This window comes from Bacillus sp. TH30 (assembly GCF_016650875.1).
GTDB lineage: Bacteria > Bacillota > Bacilli > Bacillales > Bacillaceae_G > Bacillus_A > Bacillus_A mycoides.
This window is the reverse complement of the sequence record NZ_JAEKEY010000002.1, coordinates 3,517,855-3,535,180: the sequence shown is the minus strand read 5'-3', so window position 1 is coordinate 3,535,180 and position 17,326 is coordinate 3,517,855. Positions and strand designations below refer to the sequence as shown.

Below are 17,326 nucleotides of genomic sequence, written 5' to 3'. Positions count from 1 at the left end.
CCATTCAAAATGGTAAGCCTCTAATTTTCTTTCAAATCAACGAAAAACTGTCCATTTTGAAAACTACAATATAAAATCTGTTTCACATCTTTATAACCTAAGTTATTCAGTTTCTCAACGAGCCACTCATCTGTATGTTCGATCATTTGCAAATGATTGTATTGAATTTCTCCATCAATAATTAGTGGGAGTGTAAAAATTGGTGTATCATTTTTGCTCTTTTTACTTTTTTGTTTTTGAAAGACAGATAACTTTCCAGATGGTTCTAAAATAGCGTATTCTACATCACGCACATCTCCGATTCCTTGCTCACGTAGTTGCATCAATAAATCATCTATGTTATAACGCTGCTTCCGCATCTTTTTTTCATCAATTTTACCTGCATTCACAAGAATCGCAGGCTCCCCTTCTATTAAATGCCGAAAACGCTGGAACTTTAAAGAAATGACCGACAAAATGATTTGTATACACATAAGAAAAGTCATTGGAACTAATTGATGCCAAAGTGATTTATCTGTATTTTCAATTGCCACTACAGCCATTTCACCGAGCATAATGAATACAACCAAATCTAATACACTTAATTCTCCAATTTCACGTTTACCCATAAGACGAAAAATAATTAAAATGATTATATATAAAAGCATTGTTCGTCCGATTATTGATACCCATTCCATTTCTACATCCCCTTTTTTTACTTATAGGCTCCCCTACAAAAAAGAAACTAGTCTAACTTAAACAAAATGAAAATATGCTTGTATTAAAAAGGGGGAATGCATAATGGATGGAACGAAAAAATTATCGAGCGCAATCGGCTTCGGTATTATTACCCTATTAATCCTCGCATCTATTACAAGTATGATCATGGCTCTTTTATTAAAATTTACGAATATTAATGAAGGGACATTAGTAATTATTATTTTTATAATAGCCCTTCTATCTATGCTTATGTCTGGATTTATTGCTGGTAAAAAGGCACAAGGAAAAGGATGGCTAGTAGGTTTCACAACAGGCCTTACATTCGCTCTTCTCGTCTTTCTCGTTAACTATTTAGGCTTCTCTCAAACTTTATCGAACTCACAGTTACTCTACCAATTAGCATTAATGGGTGCGAGTACACTCGGAGGTATTTTCGGTGTAAATATGTCAAAACAAAATAGTTAAAAAAAAGGCCCTGCACATTTCATGCAGGGCCTTCATCATTAGTTTTTCACAACTTCACGAATCGCATTGCGATCGAAAGTTAAGTGTGAACCACCAGATTTAACAACAATTTTCGTTTCATCCACTGATTCGATTGTAGCGTGTAAACCACCGATTGTTACGATAGCATCACCTTTTTTGATTTCATTTTGCATTTGAGCAACTGCTTTTTGACGCTTTTGTTGCGGGCGAATTAATAAGAAATAGAAAATCGCAAACATCGCAACAATCATAACGATATTCATCATACCTGCATTCATCTTGTGTTCCTCCTTTTAAATTATGTATTAGAAGTTTTTAGCATTCGGTTTATTAAAGCCATACTGTTCAAAGAACTCTTCGCGGAAATCGCCAAGACGGTCTTCACGAATAGCTTGTCTCACCTGCTCCATTAAGTTTAACAGAAAATGAAGGTTGTGATAAGACGTTAAACGAATTCCGAACGTTTCATCACATTTCATTAAGTGACGAATGTACGCACGAGAATAGTTTTTACATGTGTAGCAATCACAGTTCGGATCAAGCGGACCGAAGTCTCTAGCGAATTTCGCGTTTTTCACAACTAAGCGGCCTTCACTTGTCATACATGTACCATTTCGAGCGATACGAGTCGGAAGTACACAGTCAAACATATCAACACCGCGAATCGCACCATCAATTAACGAGTCAGGAGAACCTACACCCATTAAGTAACGTGGTTTATCATCAGGAAGAAGTGGTGTTGTAAACTCAAGAACACGATTCATAATATCCTTCGGTTCACCAACAGATAGACCGCCTATAGCATAGCCAGGGAAGTCCATTGAAACAAGATCTTTCGCACTTTGACGACGAAGCTCTTCAAACTCCCCGCCCTGTACAATACCGAATAAACCTTGATCTTGTGGACGTTCATGCGCCTTTAGGCAACGCTCTGCCCAGCGGCTTGTACGCTCTACAGACTTTTTCATGTATTCAAAAGTAGCAGGGAACGGTGGACACTCATCAAATGCCATCATGATATCTGAACCTAATGCATTTTGGATTTCCATCGCTTTTTCTGGAGATAAGAATAATTTATCGCCATTTAAGTGATTGCGGAAATGAACACCTTCCTCTTCAATGCGTCGGAAATCACTTAAGCTAAATACTTGGAATCCACCTGAATCCGTTAAGATTGCACGATCCCAGTTCATAAACTTATGCAAGCCACCTGCTTCACGAATAATTTCGTGGCCTGGACGTAGCCATAAATGATACGTATTGCTTAAAATAATGCCAGAATCCATTGCTTTTAATTCTTCTGGTGACATTGTTTTAACTGTTGCAAGTGTACCAACTGGCATAAATGTCGGTGTATCAAATGAGCCGTGTGGCGTGTGCACTCGACCTAAACGCGCACCCGTTTGTTTACAAGTTTTAATAAATTCATAACGAATTGCTGTCATAATTTACTCCTTTTATTTGTTTCTCATTTTAGCGTGAGATGCAACGAACATCGCATCACCGAAACTAAAGAAACGATATTTTTCTTTTACTGCTTCATTATAAGCATGAAGTACATTATCTCTATTTGAAAATGCACTTACAAGCATAATTAATGTTGATTTCGGCAAATGGAAGTTTGTAATTAAACCATCAATTGCTTTAAATTCATATCCTGGGTACATAAAAATATCTGTCCAGCCAGAAGCGGCGCAAAGCTTACCACTATGATCTGTCGCAATCGTTTCTAACGTACGTGTTGATGTCGTACCTACTGTAATAATACGTCCGCCATTCTCTTTCACGCGGTTTAATAACGCCGCAGTCTCTTCAGACATATGGTAATACTCTGCGTGCATATGATGCTCTTCAATCGTATCTGCAGAAACTGGTCTAAATGTTCCAAGTCCTACATGGAGTGTAATGAATGCTAACCCGACGCCTTTTTGCTTCAATTTCTCAAGTAACTCTTCTGTAAAGTGAAGGCCAGCAGTCGGTGCTGCTGCTGAACCGATTTCCTTCGCATATACCGTTTGATAACGATCGCGATCTTCTAGCGTCTCTTTAATATACGGAGGAAGAGGCATTTCTCCAAGCTCGTCTAAAATTTCATAAAAGATGCCGTCATATGAAAACTCAAGTTGACGCCCACCTTGATCTGCTGTTCCAATGCAAGTTGCTTTTAACTTTCCTTCACCAAAAGAGATGACAGTTCCTTCTTTTACACGCTTCGCTGGCTTTATAAGCGTTTCCCACTTATCACCTTCTTCTTGTTTCAAAAGAAGCACTTCAATGTGTGCACCTGTATCTTCTTTCACACCGTGCAAGCGAGCTGGCATCACTTTCGTTTCATTTAAAACTAAGCAATCCCCCTCTTGTAAGTAAGAAAGAATGTCCGTAAAATGTTTATGCTCAATATCTCCTGTTTCACGGTCTAACACCATCAATCTTGATGTTTCACGCTCTTCAAGCGGAATTTGTGCAATGAGTTCTTCTGGTAAATGAAAATCAAACAGATTAATATCCATAACTGTATCCACCTATTTCTTATTTGAATCGATTTATTATATACATAATGAAAGATAATGCAATACTTAACACAATACATGTAATGATAGGAAAATAAAAGGTAACGTTACCTTTTTTCACAAAAATATCGCCTGGAAGCCTTCCTATGAACTTCCAAGCTAATCCAACAACAATGAGCAAAATACCAGCTGTAATAAGCAGCTTTGGCATCTCCGTCATACTTTTGGCATCTCCATTCCGAAATGCTCATATGCGAGCGGTGTTACAATCCGGCCTCTTGGCGTTCTTTGTAAAAAGCCAATTTGTAATAAATACGGCTCATACACATCTTCAATCGTATGCGATTCTTCCCCAATCGTTGCCGAAACAGTTTCTAATCCAACTGGACCACCGCGGAACTTTTCAATAATACCAAGCAGTAATTTATGATCGATATGATCAAGTCCTAATTTATCTACTTGTAATAGTTCTAACGCCATTTGTGTAATTTCCATCGCAATCGTTCCGTCACTGCGAACTTGTGCGAAGTCACGCACACGTCGTAATAGACGATTCGCAATACGAGGTGTACCACGGGCACGTCTTGCAATTTCTAATGCTGCTAACGAATCTATTTCAACTTCAAACACTTCTGCTGTACGTTCTACAATCGCAGAAAGCTGATCTACTGTATAATACTCTAATCGTGAAAGTACACCGAAACGGTCACGAAGTGGTGCTGATAATGCACCTGCACGCGTCGTTGCCCCAACTAGCGTAAATGGAGGTAAATCTAGACGTACAGAGCGAGCTGACGGTCCTTTTCCAATAACGATATCAAGGCAAAAGTCTTCCATCGCTGGGTATAACACTTCTTCAATAGATCTATGCAAACGATGAATTTCATCAATAAATAATACATCTCCAGGCTGAAGCGCTGTTAATACAGCTGCTAAATCTCCTGGTCTTTCAATTGCAGGACCTGACGTCGTTCGAATGTTAACACCCATTTCATTGGCAATAATATTCGCAAGCGTCGTTTTACCAAGTCCAGGTGGGCCATATAAAAGTACGTGATCTAACGTTTCTTCACGCATTTTCGCCGCTTCAATAAACACTTCTAAATTATGTTTCGCTTTATCTTGGCCAATATACTGACGGAGCGTCTGTGGCCGTAATGAATACTCTAAATCCGCATCTTCGTATCCAGATTCCCCTGAAAGGAGACGTTCGTCCATTATACTCACCTCTTACCATTTAGTAAAAGACTAAGTGCCTTTTTAATATATTGATCCGTCGTTAGTGATTCTTTTAATAACTCTGGTACAACGCGAGAGACTTCTCGTTCTGCATAGCCAAGTGCACGCAGTGCTTCCAGTGCTTCATCAAGTTCAACTGATGAACCTTTCTTCGTATCAAAACTTTCAGTATCTGAGAACAAATCAACAAACGCATCTGGTACAACATCTGCTAGTTTTCCTTTTAAATCTAAAATCATTTGGCGCGCTGTTTTCTTTCCGACGCCTGGGAACTTCACTAAGAACTTCTCATCTTCATGTTCAATCGCTTGAACGACCTGTCCGGTTTGACCAGAAGCTAAAATTGCAAGAGCACCTTTTGGTCCAATCCCCGATACACCTAACAATTTTGTAAATAATAAACGCTCTTCACGTGTTTTAAACCCGTAAAGTGCCATAATATCTTCTCTCACATAGTGATATGTATAGACACGGATTTCTTGCTTACTTCTTTGAAATACATACGGATTTGGTGTGAAAATTTGATAACCAATTCCATTATGGTCAATTACGACATATTCCGGTCCTACATACTCCACGTAACCTGTAACATATTCAAACAAAATACGATCTCTCCCTCTCAAATCATGTATTCCATTTTAACATATTTAACAATAGAAAAGCGAGACTGCCCCAACAAATGTTCCCCGTTTACAATTTCCGTTTTTTTCTATTGACATAAATACAAAAAGAACATTAATATACAGAAGTCGATAATGATTATCAATATTAATTAAAGGGGTTACATCAGGATGAAACAAAAGCTATTTATTTTATTTACTATTATGCTAGTTGTTCTTTCTATCGTTGGCTGTTCTTCTCAAAAAGAAGAAGAAAAAGCAAAAGAACAACCGAAAACAAAAGTTGTAAAACATGCTAAAGGGGAAGCAACAATTCCAGCTAATCCAAAGAGAATTGTGGATTTATCTGGATCAACAGAGGAATTATTAATCCTTGGACATAAACCTGTTGGCACAGCAAACACATATAAAGATAAAATCCAAAATCACTTAACGGACAAGCTAGACGGGGTAAAGGCAGTCGGCTGGTACTGGGCACCTAAAGTTGACCTAGAGGCTGTTACAGCTTTAAAACCAGACTTAATTATTTTAAACAATCGTCAATTGAAAATTTATGATCAACTAGAAAAAGTGGCACCGACAGTTGTTCTAGAAACAAATCTAGAAGACTGGCGCGGTAAGTTTAAAGAAGTAGGTAAACTATTTGGCGAAGAAAAGAAAGCCGACAAATGGATTGCAGACTACGATAAAAAAGCAGACTCTTTATCTAAAAAAATTAAAGAGAAAACAAAAGATGAGAACTTTATGTTCGTTGCAGTAACACCACAAAACTTCCGTGTATACGGTAGCTTCGGATATGGTGACATCATCTTTAACGACTTAAAACTTCCAGCAACAAAAGGCACTGATTTAAAACAAACGATGGCACAAGTATCACTAGAAGGCCTTGTTGCATTCCAGCCTGATCAAATGTTTATTGTAAACTTCGGCGGAGAAGCTGATAAAGTGTACGAAGACTATAAAAACAGTGCGGTTTGGAAAGATAATAAAGCAGTAAAAAACAATCACGTATATGAAGTATCGAATGAAATCTTCAATACGAAAGCATTCAATCCAATCGGAAAAGATATGCTAATTGATGAAATCGCAAAAGAGATTTTAGCTAAGAATAAATAAGAAAAAGCAGCTCACCCTGAGCTGCTTTTTTTCTTATTTTGCACTGCGTATTGCTTCATTTTTTCGATTGTCTTCACGAATCCTTCTTTTGACTTAATACGAATACCACGCTTTAGTTTTGCTCGCTCATAACTCTCAAGCTTTTTCATATCAATTTGAAAGAAGGAATGGATCGCGTTATCACTTTTCGGTACCCCTTTAAAAATTTGCAATATCCCTTCCTCTGAAACACCAAAATAACCGCTCGTTTTCAGTAAAGGAGAAATATCATCAACTTTCCTTTGTAATACGATTTGCACATCATCACGATCAACAAGTTGCCATTCTTTATATTGCTGCAAAAACTTTTCTAAATCCGCTACTTTTTCTGTCAGTATTTCCTCACTTACTTCTCCATCAACATACATGCGCTCTAATAAAATTGTAACTTGAGGTTCTTTTTCTACTACTTCTGCCCTCACATCGGATCCATAAGCTAAGCAAAACATCACAACGAAAGCTTGCACTGCAATTAGCATCCATTTCATTTCCGTTCACCTCTTCTAGGCAAAATCATACTTTCATTTGTAGCTTTTCCGGAAATGGGGGTTTTATCCATATAAACAATAGCATTAAATTTCTAAGGAAAATAAAAAATGCAGATAAGGGTTAATCCTCATCTGCATGTATCATTTACTTTTATATAAAATGAAAGACGCCTGCAAAGCAGGCGTCTGATGCGTTTACGGCGAAAGACCAGGCGACCACATTCGCGTGTTTAGCACTTAAGCATATCTCTCGACTTACGTAAATTAGCTCATCGCTTTGCTAATATAACATTAACAAGGTAGAAGCGCAATATATTTCTAAATATATTTTTCTTCCTCTTTCAACCAATTGAAATTTATGTAAATTATAAATTGATTAATGTAATGTATATGTTACAATTAATACTATAAATATAAACAGGGGATGAATACCTTGAAAAAAATTAAAGATGAACGCCTCATACTTCAAACGTTAAAAAATATACGTATTGCCTTTCTTTTTCAATCAATTGGTATAATCGGAATTTTAGGCTATATCGGATTCACAGAAGGAATGGATCAAATTACGAAATCTCCATTGTGGTTATTATTTATTCTTACAAGTATTGTACTTAGTTATTTACAGTTAAGCGTTTCTATCGATGTAGAAGAAAGCGAAAAGGAAATAAAGTTAACTCCTTATTACAAAATTATTTTACGCTCTCTTATTGTAGGAATTATCATGGCTATTATTTATATCATTTTCAGTCCAGAAAGACCTCTATTTGAAGCTATTTTAACAGGTGGTATTCTCTTCATATGCTTTTTAGCGTCTTACTCCGTTAGTTATTTTGTAAAAAAACGTCGTTTACAAGACGACGATGAATAAAGAGGAAGGGCTAGCCCTTCCTCTTTAATTTGTTATCGCATAGTACCAGTCAGACCGTAACGAATGTCTCGGAACATATTTGTTATGTCACGATTAAAATCGTTTGTAGCTGTGCCGTTACGTAAACGCGTACTCATTGCATCGACACGAGTAAACATGTCATTTCTTACAGAAACATATACGTTTCTATTTCCAACTTCATTCGCAACAGCTTGACGAATTTCGTTCGCCATCGCTGTTTCATTCGTCGCTGTATTACGCGGTTTTACCGCAATCGCTACATCGTTTCCATATACAACTGTAGAAACTCGGTCTACGTTATTCATACGTTTCACACGATTCGTAATTTTCTCCGCAGTTTTACCATCATTGTTAATGTATGAATTGTTCATTGTAATATTACGAGTTGGATGTGGATTAGCAATTTGCCCATTGTAATTTACATCACGGTAATAATTATTATATCCTGTATCGTTACGACCGTTTCTATATGTTACATAATCTGTAGAACGATCGTTACGCGCTACATTATCACGATACTGGTGTGTATCATTATAAGATGTACGCTCGTAATTGTAGTTACGTCCATCCATCGCATTATTATCTTTCGGTGTACCACATGCAGCTAATGCACTGGTAACTAACAAAGAAGCAGCAATAACTTTTACTTTCGTATTCAATACAAAAACCCCCTCTGTTAGAATGAACTTCTCTTTCGAAAAGCTCCCCCTTATGATGAGTAACAGAGAGGTTTTTTACACTGTTAATATTTCACTAGGAATTTTCTAGCACTTAATGTAAATTCACCATATTCCTGACTATCACGAATACAAAAAAGGTGGGAATAACCCCACCTTTTTTTAAACTTCCTCTTCGTCCTCTTCTTCTGAAACTGGTTCTCCAAATACGTTTGGTGGGTCCGGCTGATAATACATCGTTCCTGGCTGCGGTGCATATGCTGGCTGAGTCGGTTGATAATATAAAGGATTGGCGTATTGTGGTCCACCCGGTTGCGGACTATATAACCTACTCTCTCCTCCGCATCCACAATCTTCTTCACCTTGCACGAGTGGCGGCATATTATTATCCATTGGCATCATATTTGGATTTAGCATAGAAGTATATTGCGGCGCCATTTGTTGATACGGCATTTGATTGTATGGATTTTGTTGCTGATACTGCGGATATGGCGGCATCATTGGCTGTTGATATGGCATCATGTTTGGCATTTGATTGTTATCCATTATTGGCATCATGTTCGGCATTTGATTGTTATCCATTATTGGCATCATGTTCGGCATTTGATTGTTATCCATTATCGGCATCATGTTCGGCATTTGATTGTTATCCATTATTGGCATCATGTTTGGCATTTGGTTGTTATCCATTATCGGCATCATGTTCGGCATTTGATTGTTATCCATTATTGGCATCATGTTCGGCATTTGATTGTTATCCATTATTGGCATCATGTTCGGCATTTGATTGTTATCCATTATCGGCATCATGTTTGGCATTTGGTTGTTATCCATTATCGGCATCATGTTTGGCATTTGGTTGTTATCCATTATCGGCATCATATTTGGCATTTGGTTGTTATCCATTATCGGCATCATGTTTGGCATTTGGTTGTTATCCATTATCGGCATCATATTTGGCATTTGGTTGTTATCCATTATCGGCATCATGTTTGGCATTTGGTTGTTATCCATTATTGGCATTATATTTGGTGGTTGATTGTTATCCATTATTGGCATTATATTTGGTGGTTGATTGTTATCCATTATTGGCATTATATTTGGTGGTTGATTGTTATCCATTATTGGCATTATATTCGGTACTTGAATATTAGGCGGTATTACTTGCGGGATAATAACACTTTCTTTTGATACGTTTGGTGAGACTATGCTTCCTATATTTTCTTTCTTCACTTGTGGCGAGACTATGCTTCCTACATTTTCTTTTTTCACTTGCGGCGACACTATATTCCCTACATTTTCTTTTTTCACTTGCGGCGACACTATATTCCCTACATTCTCTTTCTTCACTTGCGGCGACACTATATTCCCTACATTCTCTTTCTTCACTTGCGGCGACACTATATTCCCTACATTTTCTTTTTTCACTTGCGGCGACACTATATTCCCTACATTCTCTTTCTTCACTTGCGGTGACACTATGTTTCCTATATTGTCTTTTTTCGTTTGCGGAGAAATGACATTGTTAGGTTTCATTTTATTAATTTGAGGAGCAATTAACTCGCTTCCCTTTTTTATTACATCTGAAATTTTATATTCTTTTTTCGCTTTAATTGGTGGTTGCGGCGGCTGCGGTAACACATTGATAGAAAATTTAGTGTTTTCTTTCGTAGTAGGTTTTAGTTTTTCTACTTTCTCTACAACAGGTGGTTTTTGAATGACAGGCGGCTTTTCAACTGGCTTCTCTTTTTGAATCGGAATTTCTTTTTGCACTTCTTTTTGTGGCTTCACTTGCACTTCCTTTTGCGGCTTCACCTGTATTTCCTTTTGCGGTTTTATCTGCATTTCTTTTTGCGTTTGTTGCATAGCTGGTTGTTGTGTAATAGGTGTTGATTGATACGTGATCTCATCTTCATCTTCTATTCCAAGTGGCGTTGGTGTTGATGCAAACTCTTTTTGCTGCACCTCTTTTACATATTGTTTCGGGGGCGCTGAACCCGATCCAGTTTGTTGTTTCACATGAACGCTATGCGATGGCACTTTAATTTTCATCCCTGGCATAATTAGATCTGGATTACTAAGCTGTGTATTTGTTTTTTTTAGCGTTTCAAAATCCACTCCGTACTTTTTTGCAATTTTCCAAAGGGTCTCCCCTTTTTGCACGATATGAATTTTCAAATTTTCCCCCTCCTGTATAACTTATCTATAAGTAAAAACACTTTGAAGTAACACTTTCTAAACAACATTAACTTCTTTTACTTTTATCACTTCTTCTATTTTCAATATGATTCGAAGTCGAATAAGCATAGAAAAACCGCAATGATTTCCTCAACACAATGTATGCCTATTTCATCCTTGTTATGATTATATGTACGAAAAAAAGCAACGGAAATCCCGCTGCTTTAAACGCGCTCTAACATACGATTTAATGCAAGAACTGCCTCTTCTGTTACTTGTTTCTCTACACGAATAACGTTAATTTGTTCTCCTCTTTCTATGTTCTCAAGTGCCCATAACAGGTGAGGTAAGTCAATTCGGTTCATCGTTAAGCAAGGACACATAAACGGATTTAGCGAAATAATTTCTTTATCTGGATGTTGCTGAATAATTCGGTTCACTAAATTCATCTCTGTACCAATCGCCCACTTACTTCCCGCCGGAGCTGCTTCAATCATATCAATAATATATTTCGTTGATCCTGCATAATCAGAAGCAGCAACCACTTCATAACAACATTCAGGGTGAACAATAATATTCATATCCGGATGATTTTTTCGCACATTTTCAATATTTTTCACAGTGAAGTTTTGATGAACAGAACAATGGCCTTTCCATAAAATCACTTGAATTTCTTCTATATCTCCATCGTACTCTAATGAATCTGTATGCGGGTTCCACACTGCCATTTTTTCTAACGGAATACCTAAATCATACGCTGTATTTCTTCCTAAATGTTGGTCTGGTAAAAAGACGAGACGCTCTTTTTGTGTAAACGCCCAAGACACCATTTGTTTTGCATTAGAAGAGGTTACTGTTGCCCCTCCATTACGACCACAAAACGCTTTGATCGCAGCTGTTGAATTTACATACGTTAATGGAATCATCGTATCCCCAAATAATTTCGTGAGCCCTTTCCACGCTCTTTCTGTTTGTTCAATATCTGCCATATCTGCCATAGAACAGCCGGCACGCATATCTGGTAAGATGACAATTTGATCATTTGTCGTTAACATATCTGCCGTTTCTGCCATAAAGTGCACACCACAAAACACAATATATTTTGCCTCTTTATTACTCGCTGCAACTTGCGCGAGTTGCAGTGAGTCCCCTGCTGCATCTGAAAATTGCACCACTTCATCTTTTTGATAATGATGTCCTGGAATAAATAGTAATGCCCCCATTTTTTCTTTAATTTCACGGACACGCTCTTCCATCTCTAATGTAGACATCGTTTGATAATGCTCTGGTAACATTACTTCGATTGGCTGAACTTTCTCTAAAATACCCATTTATGATTCTCCCCCTCTAAACCACCCTCATTAGGCCTCAATATTAAAACTAATATCAAGTGCTTTCACTGAATGTGTTAACGCTCCAAGTGAAATATAATCTACCCCGGTTTTTCCGTATTTTGATAAATCTTCAATTGTAATACCACCTGAAGCCTCCGTAACGATGGCACTTGGTACAATTTTTGAAAACTCACGAATCTCTTCTGGCGTACGATTATCGAACATAATAACATCTGCGCCCACCTCTATCGCTTCTCTTACTTGCGCCTCTGTCTCTGTTTCGACTTCTACTTTCACCATATGTCCCAATCTTTCTTTCACCGATGTAACAGCTTTTGTAATCGAGCCAGCAAAAGCAATATGATTGTCTTTAATCATGACACCATCATATAAACCGAATCTGTGGTTAAATCCGCCCCCGCATACTACCGCATACTTATCAAACATACGTAGTCCTGGCATCGTTTTTCTCGTATCACAAATGCGTGTATGACTGCTATCTAAAGCAAAAACCGCCTTACGTGTCATCGTCGCTATCCCGCTCATACGCTGGATAACGTTTAATATAACGCGCTCTGCCGTTAATAATGATGCGATTGGGCCTTGCACGGTTGCAATTATTTCGCCTTTTTCTACAAGATCTCCATCTTTTTTATGAAGTTCAACTTCAATTCTCTGATCAATTAATTTAAATCCTTCTTCAATTACTAAGCGTCCTGCAAAGACCCCTGTATCCTTTACAAGAAACGTTCCTTTCGCAAGTGCATTATCGGGAAAGATAAGCTGAGATGTTACATCTCTTTCTCCTATATCTTCTAGAAAAAATCGATTTAATGCTTCCTTAACTTTTAACGTATTCATAAAAACCCTCTTCCCCTTATTAAACAAGTTGTAGTTTTCTTCTCACTCGGATAATCTCTTTTTTCACGCTATTTCTTTCTGGATAATCAATGCGATAATGACCACCAATACTGTCTTCTCTTTGCAAAGCTGATACTGTTATAAGCTCACAAACTGTTAACATATTAATAAGCGTTATCTCTTCATTTGTAAGTGCATCATATTGTAATATCATATTTCGCACACCGTACCTACTAAACCATCTCTGAGCATATGATAAATTTTTCTCAGTTCGCACAATCCCAACATGCTTCATCATGTATTCTTGTATTTCTTCTTTCAGCGGTAAATCATTAAGAGCTATAAAACTTTTCCCTCTCTCTTCCGGCACATTTTTTCTTTCCTCTGCTGGTCTAGCTAAAATGTGTTTTCCTATTCGTCTTCCAAACACAAGACCTTCTAATAATGAATTACTCGCCAATCTATTCGCACCATGAACTCCATTACACGCCACTTCACCGACTGCATATAAGTTGGGAATGGACGTCTCTCCGTCACAATTCGTCTTCACGCCGCCCATATGAAAATGAGCACCCGGTACGACCGGAATAAGGTTCCCTTTTAAATCAACGCCATTCTTTTTACATAATGATGAGACGGTTGGAAAACGTTGTTCAAAGTTTTGAATTGTTTCGATGTTTAAGTACACTGTTTCACCCGCAAGAAGTTGTTCATGAATAGCCCTTGCCACTACATCACGCGGTGCGAGATCTTTCCCGGGATGTATATCCATCATAAAACGCTGTCCTTTTGCATTTATAAGGACAGCTCCTTCACCACGGACTGCTTCAGAAACGAGACCACAACATCGCCCGTCCACGTATAACATCGTCGGATGAAATTGTACAAATTCTAAATCAACAAGTTCTCCCCCAGCTCGATATATCATCGCAAGTCCATCGCCTGTAATTGTCTCATCATTCGATGTAAAGGCGTACAAACCACCTATTCCTCCTGATGCTAACACCGTATTATCAGCATAGTAACGCTTCAGCTTCCCTTCACTATTTCGCGTTAAAGCTCCTATGCATTTATTATTTTCTATAATAAAATCGAGCACCATTTCATGCTCAACGACAGTAACGTTCGGAACTACTTCTTGTATTAAATGCTCTAATAGATTTTTACCAGTTGCATCTCCTCCGGCATGTAAAATGCGCCGTTTTCGATGCGCCCCTTCTTTACCAAGGTGGATCCCTTTTTCATCCCCATCAAATTTCATTCCATTCGTAATAAGCTTACTTATTTCTTTCGGTCCCTCTTCAACTAAATAACGAACTGCTTCTTCGTTGTTATAATGGCAACCTGCCACTAATGTATCTTCAAAATGCCCACTCGGATCGTCATATGTAGCAACAGCTGCTGCAATTCCTCCTTGAGCTAAATGTGTATTGTTATTACATCCTGTTTTTTTTGTGATAATTATCACATTCTTTTCGTGACAAAGCTCTTTCGCAACACGAAGCGCTGCAACGCCGCTTCCGATAATCAAGACATCTGCACTTGGCATAATTGTTGCCTCCTACTTTACACTTTTCAACTGTCTTGACACCTATATTTACATAGTTTTAAAATAATGACAAGAGTTTTTTTACAATTCTTATTTTCACTACCATTCTAAAAACGAAAACAAATGTCACTCTTACTGAAGAGAGGAAATTACATGATGATATATCTAGATTATGCAGCGACAACCCCTATGAGCGAAGAAGCTTTAGAAACATATATAGCAGCGGCAAAAACATATTTTGGAAATGAACAAAGTTTACACGATATCGGCGGAAGCGCATCATCTTTATTACAAGTTTGTAGAGAAACATTTGCAGAAATGATCGGGGGTAAGGAACAAGGTGTATTCTTTACAAGCGGCGGTTCAGAATCTAACTACCTTGCGATTCAATCCCTTCTAAATGCTAGGAATGGAAAGCACATTATTACGACACCTATGGAACACGCATCGATTCGAAGTTATTTTCAATCCTTACAATCGCAAGGTTATACTATTACTGAGATTCCTGTTGATAAAAGTGGGATAATTCATTTAGTAGATTTAGAAGCAGCTATTACAGAAGATACTGCTCTAGCAAGTATACAGCACGGAAACTCTGAAATCGGGACCGTTCAAAACATTGCAGAGATCGGAGCACTTTTAAAAAAATATAATGTTTTATTTCATTCGGATTGTGTTCAAACGTTTGGTAAACTTCCAATAGACGTTAAAGCGATGGAGATTGATAGTCTCTCTGTTTCAGCTCATAAAATATACGGACCAAAAGGAGTTGGAGCTTGCTATATAAATCCGCAAGTTCGCTGGGAACAAGTATTTCCGGGAACTTCTCATGAAAAAGGCTTTCGCCCTGGTACAGTGAACGTTCCTGGAATCGCTGCTTTTTTAACAGCCGCAGAGCATATATTAAAGAATCAAAAGGAAGAGAGCTTTCGTTTTAAACAATTACGATCTTATTTTTTAGAGCAATTACAAACACTTCCTCTAGAAATTGAAGTGAAAGGACATTCTACTTCTTGTTTACCACATATTATTGGGGTTACAATAAAAGGAATAGAAGGTCAGTATACAATGTTAGAATGTAACCGTCATGGTATAGCCATTTCAACTGGAAGTGCTTGCCAAGTCGGTAAACAAGACCCTTCAAAAACAATGCTTGCAATTGGAAAAACGTATGAAGAGGCAAAACAATATGTCCGCTTTTCTTTCGGACATCACACAACGAAAGAACAAATTGATACAACTATTCATGCACTACACACAATTGGAAATCAATTTTATAGAGGTGTTAAATCATAATGAAACAAAATGATCAAAAAAAGATTTTAGGCGAAGAAAGACGACAACTCATCCTCGAGTGGCTTCTTGCTGCAAATGAACCGTTATCGGGGAATGAGCTATCTAAAAAGACAAACGTAAGTAGGCAAGTTATCGTTCAAGACATTTCCTTACTAAAAGCACGAAATGAACCAATTATTGCGACTGCACAAGGGTATTTATATTTAAAGCCACAAACAAGACAACAAGCTTTTGAACGCGTAATCGTATGCCAACATAAACCGGCAGAAGTACGTCAAGAACTTACTATGTTAGTTGACCACGGCGTTACAATTAAAGACGTAAAAGTTGAGCATCCTGTATATGGCGACTTAACAGCATCGATTATGGTAAGTAATCGCTTCGATGTAGAGCAATATTTACAAAAAATCGAAAACACAAACGCTTCCTATCTTTCGCAACTAACAGATGGTATTCACTTACATACAATTGAAGCAGATTCTAAAGAGAAATTAGATGCCGCTTGCAAGGCACTAGACCGCGCTGGATTTCTCGTTTATTAATGTAAAGCACAGAGTTTTTTATCATTCTCTGTGCTTTTTTAGTGATATAATATTGTAATCAATTGTAAAGGGGGTCAACTATGGGAATTGAACTCGTTCACTTTAGCACCGGTAAACCGAAACAAATGAAATATGGCGAAGATAAAGAAATGATAACAGGTATATGTAAAGATCCTACAGAAGAGGCCTTCCTCTCAAAAGACGGATTCCGTGGTGATGATGTAGCGGATTTAAAACACCACGGGGGACCTGATCGCGCAGTTTGCGTGTACCCACACGAGCATTACGCACTATGGGAAGAGGAATTTCAAACTACACTTCCGGCTTCCACATTTGGCGAAAACATTACCGTAACAAATATGTTAGAGCGTGATGCATGCATCGGAGATACATATCAACTAGGCGAAGCAATCATTCAAGTTACACAAGCGAGAGTACCTTGTAGCACAATTTCAAAACGCCTTGGTATTCCTGGTATTTTGCCACGTATTGTAGCAACTGGATATACTGGTTATTTATGCCGCGTTCTTCAAGAAGGTACTGTACGTCAAGATTCTAAAATTACATTATTAGAGCGTCCATCAAACAATGTATCTGTTTTGTTCTCTAACGAAATTTATTTTCATAATAGGAAAGATAAAGATGGCATTGAGAAGGTTCTTGCTGTACAAGAACTAGCCGAGATTTGGCGTGATCAGTTAGAGGATCGTCTTGCGAAGTTAAAATAATAAATCCCACCTTTTATAGGTGGGACTCTATTTATCTATCATACGGTATACTAGTGACCGAAATTATATCGACTT

18 protein-coding genes and 1 pseudogene are annotated in these 17,326 nt (G+C 37.8%); 6 read left to right on the top strand and 13 right to left on the bottom strand.

Going from position 1 to position 17,326, the window contains the following annotated elements; translation table 11 throughout:
* Nucleotides 1-20 precede the first annotated feature (20 nt).
* On the bottom strand, nt 21-677 hold the full coding sequence (locus JFU20_RS20385) for a DUF421 domain-containing protein (protein WP_002165042.1): 657 nt from the start codon (nt 675-677) through the stop codon (nt 21-23).
* 103 nt (nt 678-780) lie between these two features.
* Here JFU20_RS20385 and JFU20_RS20380 point away from each other — a divergent pair, with 103 nt between their 5' ends.
* Nucleotides 781-1,164, top strand: coding sequence for a TIGR04086 family membrane protein (locus tag JFU20_RS20380; protein ID WP_002165041.1), 384 nt, complete (start codon nt 781-783; stop codon nt 1,162-1,164).
* 38 nt (nt 1,165-1,202) lie between these two features.
* Here the strand turns inward: JFU20_RS20380 and yajC are convergent, their stop codons facing one another.
* Genes yajC through ruvA form a run of 6 tightly spaced genes read right to left on the bottom strand, consistent with a single transcriptional unit; the run spans nt 1,203 to nt 5,536 of the window.
* A complete protein-coding gene (yajC, locus tag JFU20_RS20375; protein WP_002034132.1) occupies nt 1,203-1,463 on the bottom strand; it encodes a preprotein translocase subunit YajC in 261 nt (86 codons plus the stop codon).
* Between the two features lie 27 nt (nt 1,464-1,490).
* A complete protein-coding gene (gene tgt / locus JFU20_RS20370) occupies nt 1,491-2,630 on the bottom strand; it encodes a tRNA guanosine(34) transglycosylase Tgt (RefSeq protein ID WP_002015319.1) in 1,140 nt (379 codons plus the stop codon).
* A gap of 12 nt (nt 2,631-2,642) precedes the next feature.
* Nucleotides 2,643-3,695: a tRNA preQ1(34) S-adenosylmethionine ribosyltransferase-isomerase QueA gene (queA, locus tag JFU20_RS20365; RefSeq protein WP_002088783.1), complete on the bottom strand. Its 1,053-nt coding sequence runs from the start codon at nt 3,693-3,695 to the stop codon at nt 2,643-2,645.
* 19 nt (nt 3,696-3,714) lie between these two features.
* Nucleotides 3,715-3,915: a DUF2905 domain-containing protein gene (locus JFU20_RS20360; RefSeq protein ID WP_000138161.1), complete on the bottom strand. Its 201-nt coding sequence runs from the start codon at nt 3,913-3,915 to the stop codon at nt 3,715-3,717.
* Nucleotides 3,912-4,913 (bottom strand): Holliday junction branch migration DNA helicase RuvB, encoded by a 1,002-nt coding sequence (gene ruvB / locus JFU20_RS20355; protein ID WP_000344470.1) that lies wholly within the window; start codon nt 4,911-4,913, stop codon nt 3,912-3,914. Before ruvB ends, JFU20_RS20360 begins: the two co-directional genes overlap by 4 nt.
* Nucleotides 4,914-4,918: 5 nt before the next feature.
* Nucleotides 4,919-5,536 carry a Holliday junction DNA helicase RuvA gene (gene ruvA / locus JFU20_RS20350; protein WP_002088786.1) on the bottom strand — a complete coding sequence of 206 codons (618 nt, stop codon included), beginning with the start codon at nt 5,534-5,536 and terminating at the stop codon, nt 4,919-4,921.
* Nucleotides 5,537-5,725: 189 nt separating this feature from the next.
* Here ruvA and JFU20_RS20345 point away from each other — a divergent pair, with 189 nt between their 5' ends.
* The gene (locus JFU20_RS20345) at nt 5,726-6,670 is read left to right on the top strand and encodes an iron-hydroxamate ABC transporter substrate-binding protein (RefSeq protein WP_002015324.1); all 945 of its coding nucleotides are present in this window, start codon (nt 5,726-5,728) and stop codon (nt 6,668-6,670) included.
* Between the two features lie 11 nt (nt 6,671-6,681).
* Here JFU20_RS20345 and JFU20_RS20340 read toward each other — a convergent pair whose 3' ends face one another.
* Complete coding sequence (locus tag JFU20_RS20340; protein WP_002015325.1) at nt 6,682-7,197, bottom strand: BofC C-terminal domain-containing protein; 516 nt, start codon at nt 7,195-7,197, stop codon at nt 6,682-6,684.
* A gap of 433 nt (nt 7,198-7,630) precedes the next feature.
* On the opposite strand from JFU20_RS20340, the gene JFU20_RS20335 reads away from it, so the two are divergent.
* Nucleotides 7,631-8,065, top strand: coding sequence for a hypothetical protein (locus tag JFU20_RS20335; protein ID WP_002165040.1), 435 nt, complete (start codon nt 7,631-7,633; stop codon nt 8,063-8,065).
* A gap of 32 nt (nt 8,066-8,097) precedes the next feature.
* Here the strand turns inward: JFU20_RS20335 and JFU20_RS20330 are convergent, their stop codons facing one another.
* The 5 genes and pseudogenes from JFU20_RS20330 to nadB all read right to left on the bottom strand — a co-directional run bounded on the left by JFU20_RS20330 (nt 8,098) and on the right by nadB (nt 14,685).
* Nucleotides 8,098-8,745 (bottom strand): YhcN/YlaJ family sporulation lipoprotein, encoded by a 648-nt coding sequence (locus JFU20_RS20330; protein ID WP_002015328.1) that lies wholly within the window; start codon nt 8,743-8,745, stop codon nt 8,098-8,100.
* A 2,039-nt stretch (nt 8,746-10,784) separates the two neighbouring features.
* Nucleotides 10,785-10,941 (bottom strand): annotated as a pseudogene (safA, locus tag JFU20_RS30765) (SafA/ExsA family spore coat assembly protein); the annotation flags it as partial.
* Nucleotides 10,942-11,165: 224 nt separating this feature from the next.
* Nucleotides 11,166-12,272 (bottom strand): quinolinate synthase NadA, encoded by a 1,107-nt coding sequence (nadA, locus tag JFU20_RS20320; RefSeq protein ID WP_002015392.1) that lies wholly within the window; start codon nt 12,270-12,272, stop codon nt 11,166-11,168.
* A gap of 30 nt (nt 12,273-12,302) precedes the next feature.
* Nucleotides 12,303-13,136, bottom strand: coding sequence for a carboxylating nicotinate-nucleotide diphosphorylase (gene nadC / locus JFU20_RS20315; RefSeq protein ID WP_002015390.1), 834 nt, complete (start codon nt 13,134-13,136; stop codon nt 12,303-12,305).
* A 19-nt stretch (nt 13,137-13,155) separates the two neighbouring features.
* Complete coding sequence (nadB, locus tag JFU20_RS20310; RefSeq protein WP_002015388.1) at nt 13,156-14,685, bottom strand: L-aspartate oxidase; 1,530 nt, start codon at nt 14,683-14,685, stop codon at nt 13,156-13,158.
* 153 nt (nt 14,686-14,838) lie between these two features.
* Here nadB and JFU20_RS20305 point away from each other — a divergent pair, with 153 nt between their 5' ends.
* The 3 genes from JFU20_RS20305 (at nt 14,839) to JFU20_RS20295 (ending at nt 17,251) form a co-directional block, all read left to right on the top strand.
* Entirely contained in the window at nt 14,839-15,981 is a 1,143-nt protein-coding gene (locus tag JFU20_RS20305; RefSeq protein ID WP_002034158.1) for an IscS subfamily cysteine desulfurase, read from the top strand.
* Entirely contained in the window at nt 15,981-16,523 is a 543-nt protein-coding gene (locus JFU20_RS20300; RefSeq protein WP_002015386.1) for a transcription repressor NadR, read from the top strand. Before JFU20_RS20305 ends, JFU20_RS20300 begins: the two co-directional genes overlap by 1 nt.
* An 80-nt stretch (nt 16,524-16,603) precedes the next feature.
* Complete coding sequence (locus tag JFU20_RS20295; RefSeq protein WP_201038864.1) at nt 16,604-17,251, top strand: MOSC domain-containing protein; 648 nt, start codon at nt 16,604-16,606, stop codon at nt 17,249-17,251.
* Nucleotides 17,252-17,326: the final 75 nt, after the last annotated feature.

What these genes read in the sequence shown, in the direction of transcription:
- JFU20_RS20385 (WP_002165042.1), bottom strand. Translation starts at nt 677, where the DNA reads ATGGAATGGGTATCAATAATCGGACGAACAATGCTTTTATATATAATC.
- JFU20_RS20380 (WP_002165041.1), top strand. Translation starts at nt 781, where the DNA reads ATGGATGGAACGAAAAAATTATCGAGCGCAATCGGCTTCGGTATTATT.
- yajC (WP_002034132.1), bottom strand. Translation starts at nt 1,463, where the DNA reads ATGAATGCAGGTATGATGAATATCGTTATGATTGTTGCGATGTTTGCG.
- tgt (WP_002015319.1), bottom strand. Translation starts at nt 2,630, where the DNA reads ATGACAGCAATTCGTTATGAATTTATTAAAACTTGTAAACAAACGGGT.
- queA (WP_002088783.1), bottom strand. Translation starts at nt 3,695, where the DNA reads ATGGATATTAATCTGTTTGATTTTCATTTACCAGAAGAACTCATTGCA.
- JFU20_RS20360 (WP_000138161.1), bottom strand. Translation starts at nt 3,915, where the DNA reads ATGACGGAGATGCCAAAGCTGCTTATTACAGCTGGTATTTTGCTCATT.
- ruvB (WP_000344470.1), bottom strand. Translation starts at nt 4,913, where the DNA reads ATGGACGAACGTCTCCTTTCAGGGGAATCTGGATACGAAGATGCGGAT.
- JFU20_RS20345 (WP_002015324.1), top strand. Translation starts at nt 5,726, where the DNA reads ATGAAACAAAAGCTATTTATTTTATTTACTATTATGCTAGTTGTTCTT.
- JFU20_RS20340 (WP_002015325.1), bottom strand. Translation starts at nt 7,197, where the DNA reads ATGAAATGGATGCTAATTGCAGTGCAAGCTTTCGTTGTGATGTTTTGC.
- nadA (WP_002015392.1), bottom strand. Translation starts at nt 12,272, where the DNA reads ATGGGTATTTTAGAGAAAGTTCAGCCAATCGAAGTAATGTTACCAGAG.
- nadC (WP_002015390.1), bottom strand. Translation starts at nt 13,136, where the DNA reads ATGAATACGTTAAAAGTTAAGGAAGCATTAAATCGATTTTTTCTAGAA.
- nadB (WP_002015388.1), bottom strand. Translation starts at nt 14,685, where the DNA reads ATGCCAAGTGCAGATGTCTTGATTATCGGAAGCGGCGTTGCAGCGCTT.
- JFU20_RS20305 (WP_002034158.1), top strand. Translation starts at nt 14,839, where the DNA reads ATGATGATATATCTAGATTATGCAGCGACAACCCCTATGAGCGAAGAA.
- JFU20_RS20300 (WP_002015386.1), top strand. Translation starts at nt 15,981, where the DNA reads ATGAAACAAAATGATCAAAAAAAGATTTTAGGCGAAGAAAGACGACAA.
- JFU20_RS20295 (WP_201038864.1), top strand. Translation starts at nt 16,604, where the DNA reads ATGGGAATTGAACTCGTTCACTTTAGCACCGGTAAACCGAAACAAATG.